Raw genomic sequence first — 18955 nt, 5'->3', positions numbered from 1 at the left:
TCAGAGGCCGTACGCCTCCAGCAGCCGCAACCACACCTCGCTCACCGTCGGGAACGACGGCACCGCGTGCCACAGCCGCTCCAGCGGCACCTCGGCGGTCACCGCGACCGTCGCCGCGTGCAGCAGCTCGGCCGTGCCCGGCCCGGCGAACGTGACGCCGAGCAGCACCCGCCGGTCCTCGTCCACGACCGCCTTGGCCCGCCCCCGGTAGCCGTCGCCCAGCAGGTAGGCGCCCGCGACCGAGGCCAGGTCGTACTCCACCGCCCGCACCCGGAACCCGTCACGCCGGGCGGCGGCCTCGGTCCGGCCGACGGAGCACACCTGCGGATCGGTGAACACCACCTGCGGCGCCCCGAAGCCGTCGGCGCTCGCCCGCAGCGAAGGCAGGTCGTCCGGCTCGCCCTTGGCGCGGGCGGCGATCACGTCACCGCACACCCGGCCCTGGTACTTGCCCATGTGGGTGAGCAGGTTGCGCCCGTTGACGTCGCCGACCGCGTACAGCCAGTCCAGGCCGGGCACCCGCAGGCTGTCGTCCACCTCGACCGGCCCGTCGGCCAGCCCGACGCTGTCCAGCCCGAGCCCCGCGGTCGCCGCCCGGCGGCCGGTGGCCACCAGCAGCTCGTCGGCCTCCAGCGGCGGCCCTTCCGCCAGGTGCACGGTCACCGGGCCGCCCGGCACCGGCCGCTCGACCCGGGCCGCCTCGGCGCCGGTGCGCACGTCGATGCCGGACGCGGCGAACGACGCGGCCACCAGCTCGCCGGCGAACGGCTCCATCCGCTCCAGCAGCGAGCCGCCGCGCACCAGCACGGTCGTCCGGCGGGCGCCGAGCCCGTGCATGGCCTGGGCCATCTCGCACGCCACCACGCCGCCGCCGATGACGACCAGCCGCTCGGGCACGGACGTGGCGGCGGTCACCTCGTGGCTGGTCCACGGCTTCGCCTCGCGCAGGCCGGGCACCGGCGGCACCGACGCCGTCGTGCCCGTGGCCAGCACCACGGCGTGCCGCGCGGTCAGCACCCGCTCCCCGCCGCCGGGCGTGTCGACCCGCACCCGCCTGGGGCCGTCGAGCCGGCCGCGCCCGCGCACGTACGCGGCCGGCAGGCCCTCGATCCAGCCGACCTGGCCGGAGTCGTCGTAGCGGGACACCGCCTCGTCACGGCGCGCCAGCACGGCGGCGGCGTCGATCGGGCCCAGCGTCAGGCCGGGCACCCGCCCGGCCTCGCCGGCCAGCTCCACCGGCCGCAGCAGCGCCTTGCTGGGGATGCACGCCCAGTAGGAGCACTCACCGCCCGCCAGCCGGTCCTCCACGATCGCCGCCGACAGCCCGCCGCGCACCGCCCGGTCCGCCACGTTCTCGCCGGCCGGACCGGCGCCGATCACGATGACGTCGTACTCCTCGGACATGACCACCTCCAGAGCGCCCAGTCTTTCAGGCGTCCGGCACCGCCTTCAGCCAGGCCCGGTCCTCGGTGAGGAACCGGTCCAGCCGCAGCCCCGCCTCCGCCAGCGCCTCGGCCAGCCGCTCGTCGGTCAGCAGGCGGGAGGTGAACGACTGCGTCCACACGCGCCCCTCGTGCGAGTAGCGCATGGTGGCGTTGACGACGCCGGGCGCGACCTCCTCCTGGGCCGCCAGCTCCAGCCGCAGGCCGCCGTCCGTGGTGCGGCCCTGGCCGACGGCCACCTTGCCGTGCCGCTCCGGCGGCGTCCACTGGATCAGCACCGAACCGCCGGGCGCCACGTGCCGCGCGCACGTCTCCAGCAGGCCCCGCCGGTCCTGGTCGTCGGCGGTGTGCACGAGCTGTGAGGCCAGCAGCACGCCGTCGAAGCGCCGCCCGAGGTCCAGGTCCTGGATGCGCGAGCGCACGGTCCGCGCGCCGCGCACGTGCTCCAGCATCTCGGCCGACTCGTCCACCGCGACGACCTCGTAGCCGAGCTCGATCAGCGGGTGCGCGATCCGGCCGACGCCCGCGCCCAGGTCCAGGACCGACCCGCCCGAGGGCACCACCCCGGAGATGATCTCCGGTTCGCCGTTGGCGCCCATCAGCAGGTAGAAGGAGACGGGCGAGCCGTCGGGGGTGATCGAGCCGGTTCCGGTGCCGCTGTTCGGGATGATCGCCATGATCCGACGCTAACCGAGCGCCTCACCGCTGTCAGTCGAGCATCCGCAGAAGGTCCCACTCGTTCTCGCACACGCGCCGCCCGATCGCCGCCAGCTCCACCGACCGCTCGCCGCCGCGCAGGTGCCGCATCGCCTGCATCACGCAGATGATGCCCCACTTCAGCACCCCGAACGTCTCCCACCAGCGCAGCGCGTCCCGGTCGACGGGCCGCCCGCCCGCCCGCTCGTACGCGCCGATCAGCTCGTCGTAGTGGCCGAACCCGCCCACCGGCGGCGCCGCGCCGAACCGCCACGCCCGGACGCACAGCCAGCCCAGGTCCTCCAGGGGGTCGCCGGGGTGGGCGAGCTCCCAGTCGAGCACCGCGCGCAGCCCCTCGGGGCCGACGATCAGGTTGCCGTTGCGGAAGTCGCCGTGCACCAGCACGCGCCCGGCGGGGGCGGGACGGGTGCCCGCCAGCCGCCGGAAGGCCAGCTCGAACACCGGGTGCGGCTGCCCGGTGAGGTCGAGCAGGTCCCGCCACCGGCGCAGCGGGTCGGCCGCCTCGCCGCCGGGCACCGGCATCCGGTGGATCGCGGCCAGCGCCTGCCCGCACTGCGCCGCCAGCCGGGGCCGGGCGTCGCGGTAGAGGTCGTCGCGCAGGATGCGGCGCGGGATCGTCTCGCCCTCGACGCGCGTCATCACCAGGTACGCGTCCGTGGCGGCGACGACGCCGGGCACCGGCACCCCGGCCCGGCCGGCCTGCCGCATCAGCTCCGCCTCCCCGCGCAGCCCGCCCTCCAGCTCGCCGCCCAGGCCGCCCGCCGGTCCGGGACCGGAGGCCAGGCGCAGCACCAGCGCGTGCCGCCGCCCGGCGGCGTCGGCCACGTCCACGGACCAGGTCTCCCGCGACGCCCCGCCGGACAGCCTCGACCGCGCCACCACCCGGGCCGCGCCGCCGAACACCTCACGGACGACGCCGCCGGGACCGGTCGTCCCCCGGCCGTCCGTCTCCCGGCCGTCCGTCACCGGAGCCCGAACTCCCACGTGCCGCCCGCCGCGTAGACGCCGAGCACCCGCCGCCCCACCGAGTCGATGTGCACCTCGTCCGGCCCGTCGTAGATCCGCCCGGCCCGCGCGTGCCGGTACATCCGGTCCAGCGGCGTGTCCGGCGTGAGCCCCGCCGCCCCGTGCACCTGGATGGCCCGGTCGATCACGTTGTGCAGCATCCGGGCGCCCACCACCTTGATCGCGCCGATCTCCACCCGCGCGTCGCCCCCCGAGTCGACCACCTCGGCCGCGTGCAGGGTGAGCAGCCGGGCCGCCTGGATCTCGGCGTAGGAGTCGAAGACGTGCTCGCGCATGAGCTGCTTCTTGGCCAGCGGCTCGCTGAACGCGGTCCGCTCGTGCAGCCGGCGGCACATCAGGTCGAAGGCCCGCTGCGCCTGCCCGAGCCACCGCATGCAGTGGAAGATCCGCCCCGGCCCGAGCCGCCGCTGCGCGATCACGAACCCCTGCCCCCTGGCCCCGAGCAGGTTGCCCGCCGGCACCCGCACGTCCTCGTAGCGCACCTCGCAGTGCGCCCCGCCGAGCCCCAGCACCGGCGTCTCGCGCACGATGTTGTAGCCGGGCGTCGCGGTCGGCACCAGGATCATGGAGAAGGCCAGGTGCGGCGGCGCCTGGTCGTCCTCGGTCCGGCACATCACGGTCGTGTACGCGGCCTGTGAGGCGCCGGTGGTGAACCACTTGTGCCCGTTGATCACCCATTCGCCGCCGTCGAGCACCGCCGTGGTCATGATCTGCGTGGGGTCGCTGCTGGACACGTCGGGCTCGGTCATCGCGAAGCTGGGCGAGATGTCGCCGCGCACCAGCGGCATCAGGTAGCGCTCCCGCTGCTCGGCCGAGGCGTGCTCGTGCAGCATCAGCGAGTCCTGCAAGGTGTACGAGCCCAGCACGAGCTGCCCGAACTCGCTGCGCCCCTGCACCTCGTTCACGTACACGTAGTCGAGGAACGGCAGCCCGCCGCCGCCCAGCTCGCGCGGGTGGCCGAGCGCCCACAGGCCCTCCTTCTTGGCCTCCTCGCGCAGCTCGCGCAGGGTCGCCGCGGCCGCCTCCCCGCCCTCGTGCAGCACCCGCTCCGACGGCTCGACCCGCTCGGTCATGAACGCGTGGACGGCGTCGCGGACCGGCCGGACGCTGTCGGGTACGGCGAAGCTCATGGCCCGATCCCAGCCGAAAACGGTTGCGGGGTCAACGGCCCGGTCCGGGAGAATGCGGGTCATGACAGGTGATGGGCGCGGCCCGCACGACGCCCCCTCGGCCGCCGAGCTGGTCGCCGCCGTGCGCGAGTTCCTGACCGCCGACGTGCTGCCCGCCGTCGAGGGCCGTACGCGCTTCCACGCGCGGGTCGCGGTCAACGTGCTCGCCATGGTCGAGCGTGAGCTGCTGCTGGGCCCGGCGCAGGCGGACGAGCACGCCGCCCGCCTGGCCGAGCTCGGCGTGGGCGACGACGCCGAGCTGGCGCGGGCCGTGCGGGAGGGCCGCTTCGACGGCGACGACCGGCGGGCGGAGCTGACCGAGCTCCTGACCCGCGCGGTGCGCGCCAAGCTGGACGTCGCCAACCCCGGCTACCCGGCCGGCTGAGCGACGCCGGTCACCCCTGCTCCGGCGGCGGCTGCCGCAGCAGCGCGACCGCGGCGACCGCCAGCACCGTCACGACGGCGGCCGCGATCCCGGCCGCCAGGTTCAGCCCGTCGGTGAACGCCTCCCGGGCCCGCTCCAGCACCTGGGCGGCCACCGGGCCCGGCAGGTCCGCGGCCACCGCGCCGGCGAGCGTGTCGCGCACGGTCTCCGCCACCGGCCCCGGGAGGCTCCCCGGCAGCGTGCCGCCGAGCTCGCCCCGGTAGACGGCGGTGACGGCGCTGCCCAGCCCGGCGACGCCCAGCGCGATGCCGAACTCCATGCCCGTCTCCGACATCGCCGCGGCCGACCCGGCCCGGTCCGGCGGCGCCGAGCCGACCACCAGGTCCGTGCCGAGCGCCATCAGCGGCCCGATGCCGGTGTAGACGAGCACGAACCCGGTCACCAGCAGCGGCAGGTCGCCGGTCCCGACCTGGCTGATCATCACGTACCCCGGCGCCGAGAGCAGCAGCGCGCCGCCGAGGACGTACCCGGGACGCAGCCGCCGGGTGAGTGCGGGCGTCAGCGAGGAGGCCGCGGTCACCGCCACGGCCGCGGGCAGCAGCCACAGGCCCGCGACGATTGGCGACAGCCCCGCCACGAGCTGGAGATACTGCGTGACGAACAGGTACAGCCCGCCCATCAGGCCGAGGCCGAGCAGCAGCACCAGCAGCGCGGCGCTGAACGCCCGGTTCGCGAACAGCCGCAGGTCCAGCAGCGGATCGGCCGGCCGGCGCTGGCGCAGCACGAACAGCGCGCCGAAGACCACCCCGGCCAGGACCGCCCCGGCCGCCAGCGGGCCGGGCCCGTGCTCGGCCAGATGCTTGACCCCGTAGATCACCGGCAGCACCGTGAGCAGGGACAGCACCACGCTGGCCAGGTCGATCCGGCCCGCCTCCGGGTCCCGGTACTCGGGCAGCAGCAGCGGCGCCGCCACCAGGAGCAGCGCCATCACCGGCAGCGCGAGCAGGAACACCGAACCCCACCAGAACCACTCCAGCAGCGCCCCGCCCAGGACCGGGCCGACGGCGACGCCGACGGAGAAGCAGGTCACCCACACGCTGATGGCGACCCCGCGCTGCCGGGGGTCCTTGAACATGGTGCTGATCAGCGCCAGCGTCGAGGGCATCAGCGTCGCGCCGGCGATGCCGAGCAGCGCGCGGGCCGCGATCAGCATCTCCGGGCTGGTGGACACGGCGGCCAGGGCCGAGGCGAGGCCGAAGCCGAGCGCCCCGGCCATCAGGAGCCTGCGGCGGCCGATCCGGTCCCCGAGCCTGCCCATGGTCACCAGGAAACCGGCGATCATGAAGCCGTAGATGTCGACGGCCCACAGCAGTTCGGCGCCGGTGGGCTCCAGGTCCGCGCCGAGGTGGGGGACCGCCAGGTTCAGCACGGTCGCGTCCAGGGCAAGCAGGACGGTGGGCAGCGTGAGCACGAAGAGCCCCAGCCACTCCCGGGGCCCGGCCCTGAGATCCGCCGGGGCGGGGGACACGGGGGACACGCTCGTCATGGAAGATCCTTCGTGGTCGTGAATCGCGGGTACGCGCCCAGCCTGCGACGGGGCGCTCTCGACCGGCTCTCGTCCCGCTCTCGGCCGGCTCCCGGCACGTCCCGGCGCTGCACTACCGTGGATCTCATGCGATTCGGGGTGCTGGGGCCGCTCGGCGTGTGGCGGGCGGACGGCAGCCCGGTCACCGTGCCCGGCCCCAAGACCCGCCTGCTGCTGGCCGTCCTGCTGGCGTACGAGGGCCGTCCCGTGTCGGCGGACCGGCTCGCCGGCGAGGTGTGGGCGGACGGCGAGGCCCCCGGCGACCCGTCCGCCGCGCTGCAGACGCGGATCTGGCAGCTGCGCAAGGCGCTGGAGAGCGCCGGGGAGGGCGGCCGCGACCTCCTGGCGCGGCGCGACGACGGCTATCTGCTGCGCACCGGCCCCGAGGACGTCGACATGGGCCGCTTCGCGATGCTCACCGCCCGCGCCCGCGCCACCGACGACCCCGGCGCCCGGGTGGGCCTGCTGTCCGACGCGCTCGCGCTGTGGCGGGGCGCCGCGTTCTCCGGCTTCGCGGACGCCGCGTTCGCCCGCCCGGTCGTCACCCGGCTCGAGGAGGCCCGCCTGGCCGCCCTGGAGGCCCGCGCCGACGCCCTGATCAGGCTGGGCCGCCACCTCGAGGTGGCCGAGGAGCTGCACGAGCTCGCCGTCCGCCACCCGCTGCGCGAGCGGGTGCACGTCCTCCACCTGCGCGCGCTGCACGCCGCCGGGCGCACGGGCGAGGCGCTGGCCGCCTACGGGGAGCTGCGCACCCGGCTCGCCGCCGAGCTGGGCCTGGACCCCGGGCCCGAGCTCGCCGCCCTGCACCGGACCCTGCTGGAACGCGACCCGGCGCCCGCCCTCGCCCGCCGCCCCGCGACGAACCTGCCCGCTCCGCTGACCGAGCTCGTCGGCCGCGAGGGCGCGGTGCGCGAGGCGGCGTCCGTGCTGGCCGCCGCGCGGCTCCTGACGCTGACCGGGTCCGGCGGCGTCGGCAAGACCAGGCTCGCGCTGGAGACGGCGGCCCGGCTCGGCGGCGGCTTCCCCGACGGCTCCTGGCTGGTCGAGCTGGCCCCGCTGACCCCTGCCGGCGGCCCGGACGCCGTGGCCCGGGTCGCCGAGGCCGTCATGACCGCGCTGGGCGTCCGCGAGGGCGCGGGCACGGCCGAGCTCACCCCGCCCGCGCTCGGCCTGGCCGATGCACTGGCCGATGCACTGGCCGGCGCACTGGCCGGCAAGCGGCTGCTGCTGCTCCTCGACAACTGCGAGCACCTCGTCGGCGCGGTCGCCGAGCTGACCGCGCTGCTGCTCCGGCGCGCCCCCGGCCTGCGCGTCCTGGCCACCAGCCAGGAGCCGCTGGGCATCCCCGGCGAGGTCGTCCTGGCCGTGCCGCCGCTGGAGCTGCCCGCACCCGCCGCCGAGCCCGATCCCGGCACGCTGGCGCGCTCCAGCGCCGTCGAGCTGTTCGTCGCCCGGGCCGCCGCCGCGGCGCCCGGGTTCAGGCTCGACGCCGGCAACGCCCGCGACGTGGCGGAGATCTGCCGCCGGCTCGACGGCATCCCGCTCGCCCTCGAACTGGCCGCCACCCGGGTCCGGGCCCTCGGCGTGCGCGGGCTGATCAGCCGCCTCGACGACCGTTTCCGGCTGCTCGCCACCGGTTACCGGGGCGCGCCGCCCCGCCAGCAGACGCTCCGGGCCACGATCGACTGGAGCTGGGACCTGCTGACCGGCCCCGAGCGCGCCGTGCTGCGCCGGCTCGCCGTGCACGCCGACGGCAGCACGCTGGAGGCGGCCGAGGCCGTCTGCGCCGGTCCCGGCGTGCCCGCGCAGGACGTGCTCGACCTGCTCGCCCGCCTCGTGGACCGCTCGCTGGTCATCATGACCGAGCACGCCGACGGGCCCCGCTACCGCCTGCTCGAATCGGTCGCCGACTACGGCCTGGCCCGGCTGCGGGAGGCGGGCGAGGAGGACGACGTACGCGGGCGCCACCGCGCCCACCACATCGGCCTGGCCCGCCTGACCGCGCCGCTGCTGCACGGCCCCGAGCAGGGGCGCGGGCTGCGCCTGCTGGACGCGGAGGCCGCCAACTTCGGGCGCGTCCTCGACGACGCCGTCCGCCGGGGCGCGGCCGGGGACGCGCTCGCCCTGGTCAACGCGCTGAGCTGGTACTGGTTCCTGCGCGGCAGGCTCCGGGCGGCCGGCCGGTCCCTGGACGCGGCGCTCGCCCTGCCCGTCCGCGACCCGGCCGCCGAGGCGTCCCCCCGCGCGCAGGCCCGGGCGTGGCGGGAGGGTTTCGCCGCCCTCGTCGGCGACGGCGCCGGGCGGATGCCGTACGGCGACGTCGCGGAGCTCCTGCGCGGCGTGAGCGGCCCGGGCGAGCGGGCCAGAGCCCGGTGGTTCCTCGGCTTCGCCCTGTTCGGGGTCGGCGACCAGGCCGCCAGCGAGGAGCTCGTCGACCGGGCGCTGGAGGAGTTCGGCGCCCTGGGCGACACCTGGGGGACCGCGGCGGCGCTGAGCGTGCGGGCCAACCAGGCGCACGTGCGCGGCGACCTCGACCGGCTGGCCCGCGACGGGCGGCGCAGCGCGGAGCTGTTCACCGGGCTCGCCGACGCCTGGGGGCGGCTGCAGACCGCCGAACCGCTCGCCGCGCTGGCCGAGATGGCGGGCGACTACGAGCACGCGGCCCGCCTGCACCGGGAAGGGCTGCGCCTGGCCGAGGACCTCGGGCTGTGGCCGGAGGCCGCGGACCGGCTGACCAGCCTGGGCAACGTCGCCATGCTCACCGGGGACCACGCCAGGGCGCGGGAGCTCCACCGGCGGGCGATGCGCCTGGCCGCCGAGCACAGCTTCAAGCCCGGGGAGATCCACGCCGAGGTCGGGCTCGGCCTCGGCGCCCGCCGCGAGGGACGGCTCGACGCCGCCGAGACCCACATGCGCCACGTGCTGACCTGGCAGGCCGCGACCGCCTTCGAGCCGGGCCGCGCGCTCGCCCTGGCCGAGCTCGGCTTCGTCGCCGAGCTGCGCGGCGACGCCGAGCGGGCCCTGCGCCTGCACCTCGACGGGTGGACCGCCGCCCGCGCCACGGGCGACCCCAGGGCCCTGGCGCTGGCCCTGGAGGGCCTGGCCGGGGCCCAGGCCCTCGCCGGACGCCACACGGGCGCGGCCGTGCTGCTCGGCGCCGCGCACGCCGCCAGGGACTCCGTGGGGATGCCGCTGCCGCCCGCCGAACGGGGCGACGTCGACCGGATCACCGCGTCGATCCGCCGGCACCTGACCGAGGACGCCTACCGGGACGCACACCGGCGCGGCGGCGAGCTGACCCCCGAGGAGGCGCTCGCCGCCGCCGTCCCCGAGCACGGGGCCGGCCGCCGGGTCAGTGCGTCCCGGTCAGGTCCATCGGCTTGACCTTCGGGTCGCCCTCGTCGGCGAAGTAGTCGCTCCGCGCCGTCGCGTCCTTGCCGTCGGCCACCTTCAGCGCCCGGAACAGGTACGTCCCCAGCACCGCCACGACCAGGTTCACGGCCAGCGCCAGGAAGCCCGCGTAGATCGTCATCTTGGTGTCGAACCCGAGGTTCCCCAGCGAGAACGCCGACCCGCCGAAATGCGCCTTGCCGCTGGCCGGGTTCGGGATCAGGTAGAGCATCCACAGGCCGGCGCCGAGCCCGGCCGCCCAGCCGGCGATCAGCCCGCCCTTGTGGAACCAGCGCGTGTAGAGGCCCAGCCCCACCGACGGCAGCGTCTGCAGGATGATGACGCCGCCGATGAGCTGCAGGTCGATGGAGAACTGCGGGTCGAGCATCAGGATGCACAGCACCGCGCCCACCTTGACGACCAGCGACACCAGCTTGGAGACCTTGGCCTCCTGGGCGTCGGTGGCGTTCTTGTTCAGGTACTCGCGGTAGACGTTGCGGGTGAACAGGTTCGCCGCGGCGATCGACATGATCGCGGCGGGCACGAGCGCGCCGATGCCGATCGCGGCGTAGGCGACGCCCGCGAACCAGTCGGGGAACATCTGGTCGAACAGCGCGGGCACGATCGTGTTCGTGTCCGCCTTGCCGTTGGCGCCCACGACCGGCTTGGTCCCGGCGGCGATGGCCATGAAGCCGAGCAGCGCGATCAGGCCGAGCAGGAAGCTGTAGGCGGGCAGCGCCGACATGTTGCGCTTGATCACGGCCCGGTTCCTGGACGCCAGGGCGCCGGTCAGGCTGTGCGGGTACAGGAACAGCGCCAGCGCCGACCCGAAGGCCAGCGTGATGTACTGGAGCTGGTTGGAGGCGTTCAGCGTGATCCCGTCCGCGGGGTTGGGCGTGGCGGCGAACTTCGCCGCGGCGGCGTCGAAGATCGACCCCCAGCCGCCCAGCTTGGCCGGGATGTAGATGACGGCCGCCAGGATCACCACGTAGATCAGCGTGTCCTTGACGAACGCGATCAGCGCCGGGGCGCGCAGCCCCGACTGGTAGGTGTAGGCCGCCAGGATGGCGAACGCGATGATGATCGGCAGGTGCCCGGTGATGCCCATCGTCTTGAGCACCGCCTCGATGCCGACGAGCTGCAGCGCGATGTACGGCATCGTCGCCACCAGGCCGGTGATCGCGATGAGCAGCGCCAGCGTCGGCGAGCCGAACCGGGCCCGGACGAAGTCGGCCGGCGTGACGAACCCGTGCACGTGCGACACCGACCACATCCGCGCCAGCACGAGGAACACCAGCGGGTAGATCACCACCGTGTACGGCAGCGCGTAGAAGCCGAGCGCCCCGGCGCTGAACATGAGCGCGGGCACGGCCACGAACGTGTAGGCGGTGTAGAGGTCGCCGCCCACCAGGAACCAGGTGATCCAGGTGCCGAAGTTGCGCCCGCCCAGCCCCCACTCGTTGAGGCTCTCGATGCTCTCGGGCCGCCGCCATCGGGCGGCGACGAAGCCCATGCCGCTCACGAGCAGGAACAGCAGCGTGAAGACGACCAGCTCGGTCGTGTGCGCGCTCACTTGGTCATCCGGTAGACGAGCGTGGTGCAGCCGACGCCGACGGCGATGAAGGCGATCTGCAGCCAGTAGAACAGGGGGAAGCCGAGCAGGCGGGGCTCGTCCGCGTTGAACAGGAACGTCAGCAGCGGCAGCACGATCGGCACGAACAGCAGCCAGTTCCACGGGCTGCGGTCGGTCCGCGGCTCGGCGTCTCGGGGGGTGGTCATCGGTGTCTCCCGTGTCCACGTCAGGAGCCAGGGGCGCCGTGACCGGGCCCGTGACTCGCGGTCAGTGGTGGGAGAGTAACGCTGCGGGGATATTAACCCCAACGTCACCTTTATCACGATTTAGCGTAGAAAGTCCGGTCCGGGCCGGCCGCCGCCACCGGGCCGCGACGAAGCCCGTGCCGAGGCTCTGCCCGGCACATTAATCAGGCCCGGAAATCGGGTCAGGCCACCGATCGGCGAATGGTCGGCTCCCCGCGACGAACGGGGAAAACATGACAGGGGATGTCCTCTTACCGGACCAGGGTGGCCGCATGATTGCTTTGGTGGCGGGCGCGACCCGCGGCACAGGACGGGGCATCGCGGTCGAACTGGGCGCCGCCGGTGCGACCGTCTACTGCACCGGCAGGTCCACGCGCGAAGGACGCTCGGAGATGAACCGGCCGGAGACCATCGAGGAGACCGCCGAGCGGGTGAGCGCCGCCGGAGGCACCGGCATCCCGGTCCGCGTCGACCATCTGGACCCGGCCCAGGTCAGGGCGCTGGCCGAGCGGATCGACCGCGAGCAGGGCAGGCTGGACGTGCTCGTCAACGACGTCTGGGGCGCCGACGCGCTGTGGCAGTGGCACACCCCCGTCTGGGAGCACGACCTGGACAAGGGCCTGCGCCTGCTCCGGCTGGCCGTCGACACCCACCTCATCACCAGCCACCACCTGCTGCCGCTGCTCATCCGCAACGAGGGCGGCCTGGTCGTGGAGGTGACCGACGGCACCAGCGACTTTAACGCCACCCGCTACCGCGAGTCGATCTTCTACGACCTGGCGAAGACGGCCGTCAACCGGCTGGCGTACGCGCAGGCCGAGGAGCTGCGCCCGCACGGCGGCACGGCGGTGGCGCTCACGCCCGGCTTCCTGCGCTCGGAGGCCATGCTGGAGAACTTCGGCGTCACCGAGGAGACCTGGCGTGACGCCGTCGCCGGGAATCCCACGTTCGGGGTGTCGGAGACTCCGGCGTACGCGGGCCGCGCGGTCGCCGCGCTGGCCGCCGACCCCGGCCGGGGCCGCTGGTCGGGCCGGTCGGTCTCCAGCGAGGAGCTGGCGCTGGCGTACGGGTTCACCGACGTCGACGGCAGCAGGCCGCAGGTGTGGCGCTACATCGCCGAGGTGCGCGAGGGCGGCAAGGACGCGGCCCCCGAGGACTACCGGTAGCGGTCCTGCCCCTCCCTACAGGCCGGGGTCCGCGCGGTAGAGCTCCGCCGTGCGGGCCGCCGCGCCGGCGACCAGGGCCCGCAGCTCCGGCGGGCCCAGCACCTCGGCCTCCGGCCCGAACCGCAGCACCTGCGAGAACGCCACCTCGACCGACTCGACGGCCAGCCGCACGGTGCCGTCGGGCCGCAGCGAGGCGAGCGCGCCGGGCAGCGCCGCCGGGTCGGCGACGTGCCGCAGCATCCGCACCCCGAGCGGGCTCAGCCGCAGCGTGATCTCCTCGCGCAGCAGCGACCGGGTGAACTCGGCGGACCGCGCGGCCCAGAACGCGGCCAGGTCGAAGCCGGGGTCGCGGTCGAACCGGCCGCCGTCCTGCTCGACGCTGCCGAACCGGTCCACCCGGTAGACGAGGAACCGGCCGCGCGAGCGCGCGGCCAGGTACCAGGAGCCCGCCTTCAGCACCAGCCCGTACGGCTCCAGCGCGCGCACCCGCTCCCGGTACGACGCGCTCACCGTGCGGTCGTTCCACACGGCCCTGGCCAGCGGCGCGAGCGCGCCGGGCGGCGGGTCGGCGGAGGCGAACCAGCCCGGCGCGTCCAGGTGGAAGCGCTGCGCGGCGGTCGCGGGGGCGTCGCGCAGGCCGGGGGCGAGCGCGGCGGCGGCCTTGAGCCGGGCCGTCGCGGCCACCTCCTGCAGCCCCATCTCGCGCAGCGCCGCCGGCACGCCCGACAGGAACAGCGCCTCGGCCTCGGCCCGGTCCAGCCCGGTCAGCCGGGTGCGGTAGCCCTCCAGCAGCCGGTAGCCGCCGCCGCGCCCCCGGTCGGCGTAGACCGGGACGCCCGCCTCCGACAGCGCCAGCACGTCGCGGTGCACGGTCCGCTCCGAGACCTCCAGCTCGCGCGCCAGCTCCGCCGCCGTCATCCCGCCCCGGCCCTGCAGCAGCAGGACCAGCGACATCAGCCGAGCGGCGCGCACAGCGGGAGGATCACGGCGGACGGGTGCGCGGGGGAGCGGAACACCTCGACGTCGGCGGCCACCATCGGCCCGCCCTCGCCGAGCGGCCGCCCGGTGCCCGGGTTGCGGGCGATCGTCGGGTACGCGCCGGCGGCCACGTGGACCCGGATGCGGTGGCCGCGCCGGAACCGGTGGCCCACCGGCCACAGATCCACCAGCACTCTCCGCACATCGCCCACTTTATCGGGCATTTCCGAATTATCAGGCAGCTCCGGCCGCAGCCTCCGCACGCCCTCGCACACGTTCATGGACTTCCCGCCCGGACGCACGTCGCACACCCGCACCACCACGTCCACGTACGGCGTGCTGGACCGGACGAACAGCTCGGCCGAGACCGGCCCGATCGCCTCCACGTCCGACTCCAGCTCCGCCGAGGAGTAGACGAGCACGTCGCGCCGCGCCTCCAGGCGCCGCTGGTCGCGCGGCCGGGAGTCGGCCAGCAGCACCGGCCCGCCGATCACCGGCGTCGGATGGTCCGGGTGGTAGCGGAAGCGGTCCGCCCCGCCCGCGCGCGGCGGCTCCCGCTCCAGCCCGCCGTCCTCGCGCAGGTGCCAGCGCACCTGCCGCGAGCCCGGCACCGGCCAGTCGGGATAGTCGCGCCACTCCCCGGCCCCCGTCACGTACAGCCGCACCGGCTGCTCGCGCAGCCCCGACGGGTCGCCGAGCAGGTGCGCCCGGAACCAGGCCAGCGACTCGGCCAGCGCCACCCGCCCGTGCCGCGCGTCCACGTGCCACCACGGCCCGATCGTCAGCTGCGGCCGCCGCCCCGCCGCCCGCAGCGCCAGGTAGTCCTTGAGCTGCCACGGCAGGAACACGTCGTACCACCCGCCGAGCATGGTGACCGCCGCCTCCACCTCACCCACCCGAGGGGAGAAGTCACGCTTGTCCCAGTACGGCACGGCCGGGTCGGCGTGATGGGCCAGCAGGTCCCGGTAGAAACGCAGCGGGCGGCCCGCCGAGGCCAGGTCCAGCTCGGACACCGGCCGCCCCGACAGCCCCGACAGCACGGCCCGGCGCGTCAGCCGGGGAGCCGTCAGCGGCGCCGCCGCCCCGCCGAACCGGCGCGACATCGCGTCCGTCAGCGTCGTCCAGCTCAGCGCCGACTCCAGCGCGAACGCCCCGCCCACGTACGCGGCGTCGCGGAACTGGGAGGCGGTGATCTGCGTGGCCATCGCCTTCAGCTCGGGCCCGGCCTCGGCCGCCACCGCCCACTGCGTGTAGCCCAGGTAGGAGGGGCCGAACATGGCCAGCGACCCGCCGTACCACGGCTGCCCGCGCAGCCAGCCGAGCGTGGCCAGGCCGTCGTCCCGCTCGTCGCCCAGCGGGTCGAGCTGCCCGCCGGAGCCGAACCCGCCCCGGCAGCTCTGGATCACCACGTGGAAGCCGTTGCGGGCGAAGCCGCGCCCGTACACGAACCCGAACACGCCCCGCCTGCCGTACGGCGAGCGGATCAGCACCACCGGAGCCGGGCCACCGCCGGGCGCCTCGTAGCGGTCGGCGAGCAGCACCACGCCGTCGGGCATCTCCACGGGAAGATCGCGATGGATCCGCACACGTCGCATGACCCACCAGTAACAGATGCCGCCCGGGCGGTGGTAGCCCGGGCGGCATCAGCTGTAAACGGCGCTGATTAGGGCGCGGTCTTGTCCGGCCGCTCGGAGACGCGGATCGCGTTCACGATCGTCGCCCCCTGCCGGGTGGCGAAGCGCACGTTGAGCTGGCCGTCGCTGACGCGGACCGTGTACTGCCTGCTGACCGCCGTGTACGTGCCCGCCTCCAGGGCCAGGTCGAGCGCCGGGATGGCGAGCTGGCCCTCGACGAGCACGTCGAACACCCGCCGGCCCATGTCCATGCCGCGGATCTCGGCGAAGTCCAGCTCGACCGTGTAGACGCCGGCCGGCACCCCGTCGAAGCGGTACTCCAGCATGCCCTCGCGGGCCGTGCGGAACAGCGTCTGCTCCTCGGTGCCCTCGATGGTCCTGCGGGTGTCGCGCTCGCGGGTGCCGCTGCCCACGTACCCGTGACCGCCCTCCCGGTAGCGGGCGTCGGGCGTCCAGGCGTCACCGGCGGCGTCGGTGGACGCGCGGCGCGCCCCCACGTCGACGGCCACCTGGTGCTTGGGCACCACGACCGTCACCGTCACCTCGATGACCGGCTGCCGGCCGCTGGCGGACTTGATGACGAGCTTCCCGGCGCGGGCCGTGCCGGCCGCCACGCCGTCGCTCGACACCGTGACCTCCAGCGTCGCCTTCTGCCCCTTGGCCAGCTCGCCGGAGGCCGGCGTGACGCCGAGCCAGCCGCCCGCCGGGTCGGTGGCGACCGTGTACGGCGTCGGCGAGCCGAGGTTCGTCAGCTCCAGCGTCCGCTTCCTGCTCGCGTCCGCCGGCATCACCACCGTGACCTCGGCCGTCGAGGCGGCCACCCGGCCCGTCACCAGCGCCGTGTCCACCTCGGTCACCGTGGCCGGGGCGACGGTGACCGCCTGGGTGAAGGTGCCGTAGTGCTCCTTGGACACGACCACCTCGTAGTCGCCCGCCAGGAGCTGGCCGTAGAAGCCGCCGTCGGCGCCCGTGGTGAACGTCGCCACGTCGCCCACCTTGACGGTCGCGCCCGGCAGCGGGTCGCCGTCGTTGGCGTCGGTGACCACGCCCGTCACCAGGCCGTGGCGGGAGGCGCTGAATGTCAGGCCCTGACCGGTGGCCAGCGCCGGCTCCTCGTAGAGGTACTGCAGCGCGTCGTCGCCGGCCGCGTTCTCGATGCCGACGGTCCCCGCCGCGCCCTGGTCGCGCTCGCTCTCGACGTCCTTGTACCGGTAGCTCACCGTGCCGTCCTCGCCGAGCAGCGCCGCGAACGACACCCGCTGCGTGGCGTCGGCGTAGAAGCGGACGTTGCGCCACTCGACCACGAACTGCCGGTGCGGCGCCGTCCCGGTAACGCCCGTGTAGACGCCGGCCTGCGCGTCCACCACGAAGTCGTCCCAGAACGGGAAGACGGCGTTGTTCGGCGTGGCCGTCGCGGGCAGCCTGCTGTTGCCCGCCGCCACCACCCGGTCGGCCGCGAACGTGACGAACCCATTGGTCGCCACCCACGCCCGGCTCTGGCCGGCGCCGTAGAACGGGACCGCGAACGGCAGCGTCACCTGGAGCGCCTCGTCGTCGCCGGTGAGCGCCAGCTTGTCGGTGCCCGCCACATAGGGCGCCGGGGCGCTGCGGCAGGTGTAGCCGAAGTCGTCGCCGCGCAACGGCAGCTCGACGTCCTCGGTCACGTCCCCGGACACCGTGACGGCCGCCGTCGCGGGGCTCGCGCAGCGCGAGGACGGCGTGACCTCCAGCACGTGCTCGCCGTGCGGCAGCGTCAGCTCGTAGCGGCCCGAGGCGTCGGACACCGCGCTCAGCGGGGTCCCCCTGGCCGCCACGCGGGCGCCGGGCTCGGGCGTGCCGGCGGTGCTCACGACGCCCGACACCACGCCGGTGGCCTGCTGGACCAGCGTCACGTCCGCCGTGGCCGTCGCGCCGGCGGTCACGGCCGCCGTCGCCGTGGCGGCGTCGTAGCCGAACTTCTCCGCCTTCACCCGGTACTCGCCCGGCAGCAGCCGGACGAACGCGTACGTGCCGTCCGCGCCGGTCACGACGCTGCGCGAGGTCGGGCCGTCCGTCGTCACCGTGACCCCGGCCAGCGGCGCGCCGCCCGAGGTGACCGTGCCCGACAGCCCGCCGAGGCCGTCCTGCGGCGCGGCCTGGACGGCGGCGTAGGCGTCCAGCCTGCCCTCGCCCCAGATGTTGTTGTCGGCCGCGGTGCCGCCGCAGGCGGTGTCGGCCACGTCGATCGCGGTGCTGTCGAGCAGCGGCCGGGTGGCGTCCACGTCACCCTGGAGGCTCGGCGCCGCCGACCAGATGAGCGCCACCGTGGCCGCCACGTGCGGCGAGGCCATCGAGGTGCCCGTGTAGGAGGCGTAGGAGCCGCCCGGCACCGAGGAGCGCACGTTGACCGCCGGGGCCGCGATGTTCGGCTTGATCTCGCCGTCCTCGCCCTCGCCCTTGCTGGAGTTCGTGTACAGCGCGTTGTTCACGTCGAAGCCGCCCGCGCTGTAGCTGACCCGGTACTGGCCGGGCGAGCCGCTGGTGTCGCAGGCCGGGCCCTCGTTGCCGTTGGCGAACATGGGGAAGATGCCGGCCGCCACCCACGCCTCGACCGTCGCCTTGTACCAGGGGTCGAAGCCGTCGCCGCCCCAGGAGTTGTTGACGATGTCCGGCGCCAGGTCCGGGCGCGGGTTCTCGCCGTTCAGGTCCGTCGGCGCCAGGACCCACTGGCCCGCGGCCAGCAGCGAGGCGTCGGTGCAGGTGTTGGTCTCGCAGCCCTTGGCCGCGATCCACCGGGCGCCCGGGGCCACGCCGATGCCGCCGGCGCCGACCATCGTGCCCATCACGTGCGTGCCGTGCCCGTTGTTGTCGCACGGGGCCGCGCTCGGGCAGACCCGGCCCGGGTCGAACCAGTTGTAGTCGTGCCGCAGCGAGCCGTCCGGGGCGCGGCCGCGGTAGGCCGCCGCCAGGTCCGGGTGGTCGAACTGCACGCCGCTGTCGATGTTGGCGACCACGATGCCCTCGCCGCGGTTGCCGAGCTCGCTCCACACGCGGGGGGCGCCGACCCGGTCGACGTTCCACTCGGCCGCGTTCACCTTGACCTCGGCCTTGCCGGGGACCGGCTTGGGCAGCAATACGGTGCGGATCGGGTCGATCCTGTCCACCTCGGGCAGCTTGGCGATCTCGGCGGCCAGCTTCGGACCGGCCGTCACCTTGACTGCGTTGACGATCCAGAACGGGGTGTGGTCGGCGCCGTTGGACTCCAGCAGCTTGCGCAGGGCCGCCTGGGACGTCCTGGCCCGCGCGGTCTTGGCCTCGTAGACGCGCTCGGCCTTGGCCTCCTTGGTGGTGGCCCGGCGCGCGCCGCCGAGGTCGGCCTCGCCCTTCATGCGCACCCAGAACGTCGCCTTGCCGTCACCGTCGAGCTGGGCCTGGACGGAGTCGCTGATCTTGCCGGGATCCGGGGCGGCCTGGGCCACGCCGGGCGGGATGACGAGACTTAACGATGTGATCGCTCCCACCAGGAGCGCACGCCAGCGGGGGGTGCTCGGCACAAGTTCTCCTTCACCGCGATGGTGCAGAGGTGATCTTTACGCCTCTGTGGAGAAGAGTGAAGAGATGATGTTGAGAATGCAAGGGGCATTCTCCAACAAAAATTGACAAGTT

General features: G+C 74.8%; 13 protein-coding genes. 3 read left to right on the top strand and 10 right to left on the bottom strand.

Going from position 1 to position 18955, the window contains the following annotated elements; translation table 11 throughout:
* Genes AB0J53_RS31020 through AB0J53_RS31005 form a run of 4 tightly spaced genes read right to left on the bottom strand, consistent with a single transcriptional unit; the run spans position 1 to position 4315 of the window.
* Positions 1 to 1404, bottom strand: coding sequence for an NAD(P)/FAD-dependent oxidoreductase (locus AB0J53_RS31020; RefSeq protein ID WP_364179029.1), 1404 nt, complete (start codon positions 1402 to 1404; stop codon positions 1 to 3).
* 25 nt (positions 1405 to 1429) lie between these two features.
* Entirely contained in the window at positions 1430 to 2119 is a 690-nt protein-coding gene (locus tag AB0J53_RS31015; RefSeq protein ID WP_364179027.1) for a class I SAM-dependent methyltransferase, read from the bottom strand.
* Between the two features lie 31 nt (positions 2120 to 2150).
* The gene (locus AB0J53_RS31010; RefSeq protein WP_364179025.1) at positions 2151 to 3125 is read right to left on the bottom strand and encodes a phosphotransferase family protein; all 975 of its coding nucleotides are present in this window, start codon (positions 3123 to 3125) and stop codon (positions 2151 to 2153) included.
* Positions 3122 to 4315, bottom strand: a complete 1194-nt coding sequence (locus AB0J53_RS31005) for an acyl-CoA dehydrogenase family protein (protein WP_219513814.1) — start codon at positions 4313 to 4315, stop codon at positions 3122 to 3124. Before AB0J53_RS31005 ends, AB0J53_RS31010 begins: the two co-directional genes overlap by 4 nt.
* A 61-nt stretch (positions 4316 to 4376) precedes the next feature.
* On the opposite strand from AB0J53_RS31005, the gene AB0J53_RS31000 reads away from it, so the two are divergent.
* A complete protein-coding gene (locus tag AB0J53_RS31000) occupies positions 4377 to 4739 on the top strand; it encodes a DUF6285 domain-containing protein (RefSeq protein ID WP_364179023.1) in 363 nt (120 codons plus the stop codon).
* Between the two features lie 10 nt (positions 4740 to 4749).
* Here AB0J53_RS31000 and AB0J53_RS30995 read toward each other — a convergent pair whose 3' ends face one another.
* The gene (locus AB0J53_RS30995) at positions 4750 to 6285 is read right to left on the bottom strand and encodes an MFS transporter (protein ID WP_364179021.1); all 1536 of its coding nucleotides are present in this window, start codon (positions 6283 to 6285) and stop codon (positions 4750 to 4752) included.
* A gap of 126 nt (positions 6286 to 6411) precedes the next feature.
* On the opposite strand from AB0J53_RS30995, the gene AB0J53_RS30990 reads away from it, so the two are divergent.
* Complete coding sequence (locus tag AB0J53_RS30990; RefSeq protein ID WP_364179019.1) at positions 6412 to 9708, top strand: BTAD domain-containing putative transcriptional regulator; 3297 nt, start codon at positions 6412 to 6414, stop codon at positions 9706 to 9708.
* On the opposite strand, the gene mctP is transcribed toward AB0J53_RS30990, so the two are convergent.
* Together mctP and AB0J53_RS30980 are read right to left on the bottom strand one after the other, a co-directional pair.
* On the bottom strand, positions 9677 to 11287 hold the full coding sequence (gene mctP / locus AB0J53_RS30985; RefSeq protein WP_357591662.1) for a monocarboxylate uptake permease MctP: 1611 nt from the start codon (positions 11285 to 11287) through the stop codon (positions 9677 to 9679). The two genes, AB0J53_RS30990 and mctP, sit on opposite strands and share 32 nt — an antisense overlap.
* A complete protein-coding gene (locus AB0J53_RS30980; RefSeq protein WP_219513799.1) occupies positions 11284 to 11493 on the bottom strand; it encodes a DUF3311 domain-containing protein in 210 nt (69 codons plus the stop codon). The genes mctP and AB0J53_RS30980 overlap by 4 nt, the downstream gene beginning before the upstream one ends.
* 311 nt (positions 11494 to 11804) lie before the next feature.
* Here AB0J53_RS30980 and AB0J53_RS30975 point away from each other — a divergent pair, with 311 nt between their 5' ends.
* Complete coding sequence (locus AB0J53_RS30975; protein WP_219513797.1) at positions 11805 to 12698, top strand: SDR family oxidoreductase; 894 nt, start codon at positions 11805 to 11807, stop codon at positions 12696 to 12698.
* A gap of 15 nt (positions 12699 to 12713) precedes the next feature.
* Here AB0J53_RS30975 and AB0J53_RS30970 read toward each other — a convergent pair whose 3' ends face one another.
* The 3 genes from AB0J53_RS30970 to AB0J53_RS30960 form a co-directional block, all read right to left on the bottom strand.
* Positions 12714 to 13670: a WYL domain-containing protein gene (locus AB0J53_RS30970; protein WP_364179016.1), complete on the bottom strand. Its 957-nt coding sequence runs from the start codon at positions 13668 to 13670 to the stop codon at positions 12714 to 12716.
* On the bottom strand, positions 13652 to 15271 hold the full coding sequence (locus AB0J53_RS30965; protein ID WP_364179014.1) for a CocE/NonD family hydrolase: 1620 nt from the start codon (positions 15269 to 15271) through the stop codon (positions 13652 to 13654). The genes AB0J53_RS30970 and AB0J53_RS30965 overlap by 19 nt, the downstream gene beginning before the upstream one ends.
* Before the next feature lie 68 nt (positions 15272 to 15339).
* Positions 15340 to 18843: a S8 family serine peptidase gene (locus AB0J53_RS30960; protein WP_364179012.1), complete on the bottom strand. Its 3504-nt coding sequence runs from the start codon at positions 18841 to 18843 to the stop codon at positions 15340 to 15342.
* Between the last annotated feature and the right edge of the window lie 112 nt (positions 18844 to 18955).

The organism is Nonomuraea sp. NPDC049725, assembly GCF_040674795.1.
GTDB lineage: Bacteria > Actinomycetota > Actinomycetes > Streptosporangiales > Streptosporangiaceae > Nonomuraea > Nonomuraea ceibae.
The sequence above is the reverse complement of the archived record's forward strand: the minus strand, read 5'-3'. Positions and strand labels throughout refer to the sequence as shown.